Below are 9,907 nucleotides of genomic sequence, written 5' to 3'. Positions count from 1 at the left end.
TAAAGGGGCTATTTGCGTTGGCCCAAGCCCTTCTAGGGCTATAAAAAAGCCACCAGCTATGCTGGTGGATGCTTACTATATTATGCAACCATTTTGCAACCAATAATCTTTTAATTCTGAACTAACTTAATTCCTTCTATTAATTCAATAGTTTCCATACCATCTATTCTATTATCTCTGTATTCAGGAGTTATAAACGAATCTTGCCAAAATGCATATAATTCGTTATTCTTATTTCTTATTTCTACTACATTAGGGTACTTCTCTCTTTGATTAATTATGCCCGTATATTTATTGCGTCCCAATATGGCATCACTAACAATGGATATTAAAATCTCATTTGATATATTTTCTATATTTATTTTTATATAAATACGGTTTCCTCCAATAGCGGATAGTTCTTTAGCTTCCTTTATAGAACTAGATAAAACAGGATAAATATCTTTATATTTTCTAAATTTTATTTTTTTCACTAGCATTTGAAACCAATATATAAAATAACTATATATCCTATTTTTATGGTCACTGAAGATAAGTTTTTTTTCTATGTAAATCATCTCTCTAGCTAGATAAATTACAGGAATATTTAATACCCATACCAAAGGTTCTATTCCAAAGGAAATCCAAAAATCTAACGAAAAAATATCTTTCACATTTTTAAGAAATTGATCTAGTGACGTGTATATCATAAATAAACCTATACCTATCAAGAAAAAATTAAAAAACTTAGAGACAATTTTCGTATCTTCCTTTTGATTTGCGACTGCTATAAATATAGAAAGAAACGTTACAACAAATACTAATACCATTTCCCAAACAACGGGCAAAGTATACGTTGAATTTATAAAGAGAAGAATCGTTACTAAACTGAACAGTTCAGTTGTTTTCTCATGAAATATTTCACTAAATTTCAATTTCTTTAAATACTCAACAATTGGAAATACTGAAAAAAGTAAAACAATTAAGTAGTCTTTTATATACCATAAAGAAATTTGCAAATCATCTTTATATACGAAATAATAAATTATAAAGATGTACAGTAAATTAATTGCAATTATTACCATAGCAATAGGATTTAATAAAAATTTTATCGTGTATTTGATAACATCTTTTAAAGAGTCCAGCAGATTGTTTTTTCTTCCAAATACTATAATAAGAAATAGTAAAACTAAAAGCCAGTATAAAATTGCTTGTTCTCGAGTGCTCACTACTTACTCTCCTTTACTGCTATTTACAATAATTTTACCATATTAAAAAAACGCTTAATACATAAATAATTTATTTTAACGAATCATCTTTTTCTAGTCTACTTATTAATTAACTATCTATCTTGATGCTAGTATGAATTTATGGACATGATCTGGTAGAATTTTAAATATGAAAGGATCGTGCCGCCTATGAAAAGGAAGAAATATACCGTTGATTTTAAAAAGACAATTGTTGATTTATATAACAACGGAACTTCAATCAATGAATTAAAAAACGAATATGGTCTGTCAAATGCGATAATTTATAATTGGGCAAAACTTTACACAAAGGATGATGCCACTGGGCAAACCCAAGCAGATGTCTTAGCTTTACAAAAACGATTAGCTCAACTTGAAAGTGAGAACGATATCTTAAAAAAAGCATTAACCATATTCGCGAAAAAGTAACATCTGATGAATGGTTGGCAGCTATTGAAGTCAACGAACCTAAACATACTATCCAAGAATCTTGTACTATATTATCTTTCCCAAGGTCAACCTATTACGCCACTAAAAATCACAAAACATCAAAGCAAAAACTGTATCATGAGTACTTAAAAGAACAAATCACTAAAATATATCATGAATCTCATGATATCTATGGTGCGCCAAAAATCCATTACATCTTGAATCGTCAAGGTGATCATGCAAGTTTGAAATTAGTTCAAAAAATTATGAGAGAGCTTGGCCTTTGGTCAAAAACAGTTAGAAAGTGGCGTCCAGGACCAACTACAATGCAAAAATTGGATCAATTCCTCAACCTAATAAAACAGGACTTTTCAATAACTTCACTTAACCAAAAGTGGGTTACAGATATTACCTATATTTATACAGTTCTAGATGGTTGGTGTTATCTTTCATCCATCCAAGATCTTCATTCGAAAAAAATCATTGCCCACTGTTTTTCAAAAAACATGACTGTAGATTTATGCCTACAAACTTTGAAGGCAGCTTTTGGAACTCAGAAAACATCTAAAGAAAAGTTGATTCTTCATTCAGATATGGGCTCTCAATACACCAGCAATATGTTTAATGAAGCCCTTAAACAGTTAGAAATCAAACATTCTTACAGCCGCAAAGGCTGTCCTTATGACAACACAACTATTGAATCATTTCATGCATCTTTGAAAAAAGAGGAGGTCTATTTACACACTTATAAAAATTTCGAAAGTGAAAAAATAACGCTATTTCAGTACATCGAGGGCTTTTACAACAATCATCGCATTCACAGTAGTTTGAATTATTTGACACCAAATATGTTTGAACAACGACAATTCACTGCCTAATTTTCAGTCGAGGTAATGAAATAATCCGTAATCAATTGTTTCAACAATTCTACCAAGAGATGTCCAAAAATTTGACTCAGATCCACATTTAATTTATCAGTACTACTTGTTAAAGAGCTTGTACAGATGTAGTGTAACTGGTAAAGACATCAATTTACTCATAGAAGAGTCATCGATATCTAAGTAAATAAAATTATAAAAGGAGTATAAAAATGAATAGACTGAAAAAACAAGTATCATTTATTGCAGAAATTGAGAAATCTAAGGCGGTTACAAGGCATAATAGAACTTTAGATGGTAGATTTGAAAACGATGCAGAACATCAGTGGCAAGGTGCCATTATGGCTTCAGTTTTTAAGGAATATTATCCAGATAAATTGGATATGGAAAAAGTAATTGAAATGTTACTCATCCATGATTTAGGAGAAGTCTATGCTGGAGATACATGGGCATATGATGAAAAAGGGAAAAAAAGTTCCCACGAGAAAGAATTACTTTCGTTTAATAGGAGTACAGAATTATTACCTATAGATCAGTCCGAAGAGTTACGGAAATTATGGCAAGAGTTTGAGAAGGGTGGTAGTCCTGAAGCGCGATATGCTAGGATAATAGATGCTTTAGTCCCACTAATAAATCATTTAGTGGTTTCTGATAAAAATTACAACCCTGAGAATATGACCTCAGAAATGGTATTGAAAAAGAAATCGTTTATCAAGAACGAATCAAAAGAACTGTGGGAACTAGTTGAAGACATTGTACAGAAGAGTGTTGAAAAGGGATTATATCTATAAGAGATTTTTGCGTAGTACTCTACAGGAATTGTCTAAGAAAATTGACCCTTAAATGAGCCAAAGTAAGGAGTACAAGCCCAGCTTAAAGTAGCAAAAGTGGCAAGTGCAGTTTGACTTTGATAAAAAAAGCCAGTGCCTTTCAAGTTAACCGGCATGTATGACTAAAAAATTTCAGTTTTACTCACTGTGTAACAAAATATGTGTAAAATGGGAAATGGAGAGGCTATATGAAACAAATAGAAAAAGTACTGACATTTATTAATTCTCACGGTGGATAAATTACAAATACTGATGCTGCAGTTTTAGGAATATCACGTGCAGTTTTAAGTAAAATGACTAAGCAACAGTAACTTGAAAGATTAATGCCCGGTGTTTATATTGATCCAGTAGAGTTTGACGATGATATGGCAGCTTTACAATATTGTTTGTCAAAAGGAGTCTATTTTAAAGATACTGCTCTATTTTTACATAGCATGATTGACTAAACGCCTAGTATTTATAAAATTAATTTTCCATTACCTATATTCATATAGTCGCAACTTAAAGACACCATTGAAAATTTACCGCCAAAAAAGAGAGTTTTACCAAATTGGTCTGGATGAAATTAGAATCCCGGGTGGTCACATGGTCAAAGTTTATAAGGGTGAACGAACCTTATGTGATATTCTCCGGACACGGGATCAATCAGATGCTGAAACAATTAAGCAAGCAAGTTGAGCAAAAGAAAAAAATATTCGGTTATTGATGGAATATGCAACGATATTTAAGGTTGAAGATGAAATTAGAAAATATCTGGCGGTGTTATCATGAAATCTGATTATACTGATAAAAAACAATTTTTAGCTTTTGTCAAAAGAGACATATGAGGCCTATTTTGGTAAAGAGTTATATTTAATTTGACAATTCAAGATAAAAAATTGGGATAATTTATCTAGCTGTCTATTCTTAATGGGAGTAGACAGCTTTTTAGTGTTTAGAAGATTTCTAGAGACAATGAATTATAATTCGTCGGAATTTGAACAAAATCTTATTAAGAGTTTGGAAAAAGTCAAAGCCAGTCATTAGATAAAAACGGATTTAAAAATAATCTTGGAGGTAAAAAGAGTTGATAATTATTCAAGAAAACTTAAATAATTTGTATTGAATAACGGTAAAAATAAGAGAATAATATGAGATATCTTAAAGTAAATGAGTGGAAAAAGATGAAAATCAAAAAATGGGGAGTCGCAGTTATATTATATTTAGTTGTTTTTGCAGTTGTTGCTGCTGTTCAAGAATATGCTTGGCATAACTATACTAAGCCAACAAAGCAACATGTAATTGCAAATTCAAAGGTTAGTGCCTTGAAAAAGGCGGCTGAGAAAAATATTGTTTCTTATCAAGGATGGCAGGTTCCATATAATTATCGCTTAGCATATTATTCTGGATTTCAGATAAGCTGGAGAGGCGGCAATAAGTATAGATTTACCTATATTTTCGATAATCAGGGGAATAATAAAAAGCTTGCACCAAGCCTTGATAGAACATATTTTGATGATTCACTAGCTATAAACCAAAATTTTTACGTATATCATCATAAAAATCATTGGCTTATACAAAACAAAGCCAAACAAAAGAGTCTTACAAACTCAAACGCAAGTGATTCTTCAAAAAGTGCAAAAAGGAACACCAACATTGCTGTGAAATTGCCAACTAATACTACAAAGACAAGGGCAATGAAGTATTTTACTGAGAATCAAAAACTCTATGTAACTTATGATAATAAAAAAGATAAGGTTCTTGTCCCTAATGGCTATCGGCAAGTATTTATAACACCTAATAATTCATATGATGAAACACTTAATTCGGGTAGTTATATTATTACCCCTGAGTTTACGGCTTTTGTTGCGTATCGTAAAAAATCAACAGGGATTTTGTATAGTTTAGATAAAGGGAAGCATTGGACTTATTCAAAATTAAAATATAAGGGTTTTCGAGCAAAGGCCTTTATCTCCAAAACTGATGATCGAGTTTATGTGACCTATGCAACAGATGAAGCATTAGGCACGGATTATTATGCAACCCTTTATACTAGTGATATGCAGACTTGGTCCAATGCTAGTTTCCCTAAATCACTTGATCAATCAAATGTGACTTTGGTTTATTGGGATAATGATAATTTGGTTTATTATGCTAGTAAGCTAGGCGGCTTCAAATTCTCTGATGATGGGGGAGAAAACATGCGCCCGGTTACACTTGATTTTCCTGACGACATTGAGAACATAAAGGGTGGTAATCCGTTTACTGTACCTTCCGCAATGTATACTTATAAGGGGAAAATATACCTAATAATGCAACAAGGTGAAAATGGTGATTATGCTAAAAATAATAAATTAATGGAAGCTGTTATGGAAGAAAGCTTGGATTTAGCTTCATTTGACTATAAAAAGCAACAAGCAGCAAAGTAAAAGGGGGTGTGAAGTTGTGGTTAAAACGTTGAAAATCGCAATTGGATGTTTTGCAGCAATATTTTCAAGTTTTTATTTATATAATGCACTAGTACTATTATTTGAATATCAGAGTATTAGTCTAGGCATAATATCGTTGATTTGTGCACTTTGTGTTGGTCAATTATTCTTTTTGATTTTTTATAATTTATTTATCGAAGAAAAGAGGACATTTGAAAACACTAAAAAATTTTGGCAAATGACATATAAAAAAGCTTTTGGCTTAGACTTATCCATCAGCATAGCTTGTTTAGGTGGGACGGTGTATCTTGGTCGTTATTTACCATCTTTTTACCAGATTTTTTCTGTAGTCCTATTTGTTTTGTTGATACTAATTTTCCTATGTAAAATTTTAAAACGTAATAAAAGTAAGTCGCAAGCTGACTTTGGGCTTGTAACTAATAAACTGCAAGTAACGAGGTTTGAAAGTAGCCGTAAAAAAAGTATTCAACTTTCTCAAACCTATATTCAGAATTGTTATAAGAATATGTTACTTTTCTCAGCAAACACTAGTGTATTGTTGTTAATTGCTTTTATGGGGATTATTTTGTGGAAATATTTATTGGGGATAGTTTTTCTTGTTATAGTCTTGGAAATAGTGAACATTGCTTTTTTTATAAAATGTGTACTCAAAGAATTTATGCGTATTCGAGAAGAACTTTGGAATGGTAATTTTGGAGAGATTATTTTATTTGTTAAAGAAATATATAGTCTTCCTTATGATTTAACAATTGTAGCAGTAGGTTTTGAAGAATATCTAATATATGCACTGTATCATGTTGCTGAATATGAACAATGTATCCAGATTTTTGATAGGGCAGTTTTAAAAAAAACAATTAAAGCTTATTCCATTCCATATCATATCTTATCCTTACTTGAACTTAAGCGGTATGAAGATGCAAAAAACGTCTATGAGCAATTTAAGATACTTAAAAAGAGCGTGAGAAACAAGAAAAACAAGAATAGTCTTAACAAGTTTGATAACTATTTTGCTAATTATTTTGCAGGTGAGTATCAGGTTGCTAGTGAAATTGCTACAACATTCAAGTCACAAAAGCCAGCACAAAAGCTAACGATTCAAAAACTTCAAAGTTTGGTTGCTACTGCCCAGGAGCAGGCTGATCAAAAGGACACAGGAACTTTAGCAAAGCCTAGCAAGGGAAATGAAGAAATAGTTTAAGTTAATGGTTGGAACATAGATATAAAAATCAGATTGATGTAATAAAGAAGTCTTTTATTAGAGAGACTTCTTTTATTTTGCAATCAAAAAAAGCTATGCCTATGAGTGGCGGAAGTTTTAAAACTAGGGTAGAGTTTACATCATTTAATAGCAGTAAAGTTTAATATAAGTAAAAATTTCTCAGCACAATGTGAACGTGGTTTCGTACAAACTATACTGAAAATAATATTTATTGACAAGTGAGTAAATACTTACTATACTAATTTTGTAAACCAAGTGAGTGCTTACTCACCGACCTAAAAAGGGGATGTCTTTATGAAATATGTAGTTTATCTAAAGCAGATAAGAAAGAAATTTGATAAACAGGTTGTTCTTAGAGAAATTAACTTAGTAGTAAAAAAAGGTGAAATTCTTGGATTAATAGGGCCTTCTGGTGCTGGAAAATCAACTGTTATCAAAACAATGTTAGGGATGGAGAAAGCTGATGGTGGTGAGGCTTTTATATTAGCAACGACAATGCCAAATCGCAAAATCTTGGGTCGAATTGGGTATATGGCGCAATCTGATGCATTATACGAAACACTATCTGCGAAAGCTAACTTAGAGTTTTTCGCTAAAATGAAAGGTATTTCAAAAGAACAGTTAACCAATGAAATTACACATGTCGCCAGAATTGTCGATTTATCAACTAGTTTAAATCGTCGTGTATCCGAGTATTCAGGGGGGATGAAGCGAAGATTGTCATTAGCAATTGCTTTGTTAGGAAGTCCAGAATTATTAATTCTAGATGAACCGACTGTTGGAATTGATCCAGCATTGCGGAAAAAAATATGGCAAGAGTTAGGCATACTAAGAGATGCTGGAACAAGTATTTTGATTACAACACACGTTATGTCAGAAGCGGAGTTAACAGATCGAGTAGCCTTATTACTACATGGTAATATTATTGCAGACGATAGTCCTCAAAATTTAGAAAAACAATATGCGGTTGAGTCTATAGAAGAAGTTTTCTTAAAAGCAGAGGAAAGCGAGGAATTGAGATAATGAGAATATTTGCGATTGTTAAACGGATATTAGCTGAATTATTGCGAGATAAGCGGTCTTTAGCATTGATGTTATTGGCTCCAATATTAATAATGTGGTTAATGAATATTATGTTTTCTGCTAATTCAGATACAAAGATTAAGCTAGCTGCTGTCGATGTTCCACAGATTGTGCAAAAAAATTTGGAAAAGACAAGTGATGTTTCAATAGTAGAATATTCAAGTCAGACTGTTGCCAAAGAGAAACTACAAGAAAATAAAATTGATGCATTGATTGTATACAGAGAAAAGGCTAACACTTACAATGTTACTTATACAAACACAGATGCTACAAAAACAGCTTTAACAAAACAAGCATTAAATGTTGCATTAACAAAGGAAAAAATAACCGGTTTGTCGCAAGCAATACAAAAACTAGAAGTAATTATTAATAACATTAATCCGACTAGCACAAAATCTCTTTTTGTAACAGCTGGTAATAAAACTAAAATTAATAGCTATTACAAATATGGAAATAGTGACACGAATTTTTTTAATAAAATTGTTCCTATTCTAATGGGTTTCTTCGTTTTTTTCTTTGTTTTTTTGATTTCGGGAATGGCTTTATTAAGAGAAAGAACAAGTGGTACGCTGGATAGATTATTAGCAACACCGGTTAAGCGAAGTGAAATTGTTTTTGGATACTTGATAAGTTATGGAATGGTCTCAATTGTACAAACAACGATTATCGTTTTAGCAACAATCTGGCTGTTGAAAATTGAAGTAGTTGGCAGCATATTAAGCATTATTTTGATAAGTGTTTTACTAGCAATGGTTGCTTTGGCATTTGGAATATTAATGTCAACATTAGCGGGATCGGAATTTCAGATGATGCAGTTTATTCCATTAGTTGTTGTTCCACAGATTTTCTTTTCTGGTATTATTCCGCTTGATTCAATGGCAACTTGGGTTCAGTATATCGGTAAAGTGCTACCACTGACCTATACAGGCGATGCATTAACTAAGATAATCATGTATGGTGATGGGCTTAACCAATTAATTGGCGATATTATAGCATTATTGATCTTCTTGCTAGTTTTAGTAGCTCTTAATGTGGTTGGCTTAAAACGTTATAGGAAAGTATAATGAATGTTGAGGTGAATATAATAGATGGATGACAGTTTATCAATATACAAACAACGAATAATAAAAGAAGATATGCCTGCAGGCAAAAAGAAGGTTTTCAAAGCGGCACTAGAATTAATTGCAAAAAATGGGCTTCATGCAACGACAACTGCTAAAATAGCAAAACAAGCAGGTGTTAGCGAAGGGACGATTTATAAATATTTTGCCTCTAAAGAAGATTTATTAGCTAAATTACTGATTCCCATTTTAACAGAAATTAGAGATACGTTTTTTTTACAATCCAAGACTTTTGATTCTTTAGAAGAAGTAATTCATTTTGTGATTAAAGATCGTCTTGAATTTGTAAATGTTAATTTTGATTTTATTAAAATAGTTCTTCGTGAAATTCTTGATGGACATGATTTAAGTATATATTTTCAAGATGTGATTATTGGAGAAGGGAGTATCGTAGAAAAATTAGCTGATTTTAAAAAGCGATTTCCAGAAATTAGATCGGAATTGACTTCATTTCAAATTATGCGAATTTTTATGGGACCATTATTAGTTTTTGTAAGCCAAGAAAGGCTATTGTCTATCCCATCTTCAAATAAAAAAAGTGATACGGATTTAATTGAACGCCAGATTATTGCTGGATTAACGGGAAAATAGTTGAGAAATGCTAGATCTAAGTAAAACGTAGGACGAATAAAAAATAATATAAGCAAAAATGATACTGATAGAGAACAAAGATGTTCTACCAGTATCATTTT

9 protein-coding genes are annotated in these 9,907 nt (G+C 31.7%); 8 read left to right on the top strand and 1 reads right to left on the bottom strand.

Annotated elements, in window-relative coordinates:
* Positions 1-110 precede the first annotated feature (110 nt).
* Entirely contained in the window at positions 111-1,208 is a 1,098-nt protein-coding gene (locus LB941_RS04615) for a hypothetical protein (RefSeq protein WP_253359879.1), read from the bottom strand.
* A 189-nt stretch (positions 1,209-1,397) separates the two neighbouring features.
* On the opposite strand from LB941_RS04615, the gene LB941_RS04610 reads away from it, so the two are divergent.
* The 8 genes from LB941_RS04610 to LB941_RS04575 all read left to right on the top strand — a co-directional run bounded on the left by LB941_RS04610 (position 1,398) and on the right by LB941_RS04575 (position 9,806).
* Positions 1,398-1,655 (top strand): transposase, encoded by a 258-nt coding sequence (locus LB941_RS04610; protein ID WP_253359877.1) that lies wholly within the window; start codon positions 1,398-1,400, stop codon positions 1,653-1,655.
* Between the two features lie 14 nt (positions 1,656-1,669).
* Entirely contained in the window at positions 1,670-2,533 is an 864-nt protein-coding gene (locus LB941_RS04605) for an IS3 family transposase (RefSeq protein WP_253359875.1), read from the top strand.
* 212 nt (positions 2,534-2,745) lie between these two features.
* Positions 2,746-3,324, top strand: a complete 579-nt coding sequence (locus LB941_RS04600; protein ID WP_253359873.1) for an HD domain-containing protein — start codon at positions 2,746-2,748, stop codon at positions 3,322-3,324.
* 1,202 nt (positions 3,325-4,526) lie between these two features.
* On the top strand, positions 4,527-5,771 hold the full coding sequence (locus LB941_RS04595; RefSeq protein WP_253359871.1) for a WD40/YVTN/BNR-like repeat-containing protein: 1,245 nt from the start codon (positions 4,527-4,529) through the stop codon (positions 5,769-5,771).
* A gap of 16 nt (positions 5,772-5,787) precedes the next feature.
* On the top strand, positions 5,788-6,990 hold the full coding sequence (locus LB941_RS04590; RefSeq protein WP_253359869.1) for a hypothetical protein: 1,203 nt from the start codon (positions 5,788-5,790) through the stop codon (positions 6,988-6,990).
* A 315-nt stretch (positions 6,991-7,305) separates the two neighbouring features.
* Complete coding sequence (locus LB941_RS04585) at positions 7,306-8,034, top strand: ABC transporter ATP-binding protein (protein ID WP_253359867.1); 729 nt, start codon at positions 7,306-7,308, stop codon at positions 8,032-8,034.
* Positions 8,034-9,158: an ABC transporter permease gene (locus tag LB941_RS04580; protein WP_253359865.1), complete on the top strand. Its 1,125-nt coding sequence runs from the start codon at positions 8,034-8,036 to the stop codon at positions 9,156-9,158. The genes LB941_RS04585 and LB941_RS04580 overlap by 1 nt, the downstream gene beginning before the upstream one ends.
* A gap of 24 nt (positions 9,159-9,182) precedes the next feature.
* Complete coding sequence (locus tag LB941_RS04575) at positions 9,183-9,806, top strand: TetR/AcrR family transcriptional regulator (RefSeq protein ID WP_253359862.1); 624 nt, start codon at positions 9,183-9,185, stop codon at positions 9,804-9,806.
* The last annotated feature ends 101 nt before the right edge of the window (positions 9,807-9,907 follow it).

The sequence above is a fragment of the Ligilactobacillus ubinensis genome (assembly GCF_024160875.1).
Taxonomy (GTDB): domain Bacteria; phylum Bacillota; class Bacilli; order Lactobacillales; family Lactobacillaceae; genus Ligilactobacillus; species Ligilactobacillus ubinensis.
This window is presented reverse-complemented; position numbering and strand designations above follow the sequence as displayed.

Excerpts from the sequence above, each read along its gene's own strand:
- LB941_RS04610 (WP_253359877.1), top strand. The coding sequence starts at position 1,398 with ATGAAAAGGAAGAAATATACCGTTGATTTTAAAAAGACAATTGTTGAT.
- LB941_RS04600 (WP_253359873.1), top strand. The coding sequence starts at position 2,746 with ATGAATAGACTGAAAAAACAAGTATCATTTATTGCAGAAATTGAGAAA.
- LB941_RS04595 (WP_253359871.1), top strand. The coding sequence starts at position 4,527 with ATGAAAATCAAAAAATGGGGAGTCGCAGTTATATTATATTTAGTTGTT.
- LB941_RS04585 (WP_253359867.1), top strand. The coding sequence starts at position 7,306 with ATGAAATATGTAGTTTATCTAAAGCAGATAAGAAAGAAATTTGATAAA.
- LB941_RS04580 (WP_253359865.1), top strand. The coding sequence starts at position 8,034 with ATGAGAATATTTGCGATTGTTAAACGGATATTAGCTGAATTATTGCGA.
- LB941_RS04575 (WP_253359862.1), top strand. The coding sequence starts at position 9,183 with ATGGATGACAGTTTATCAATATACAAACAACGAATAATAAAAGAAGAT.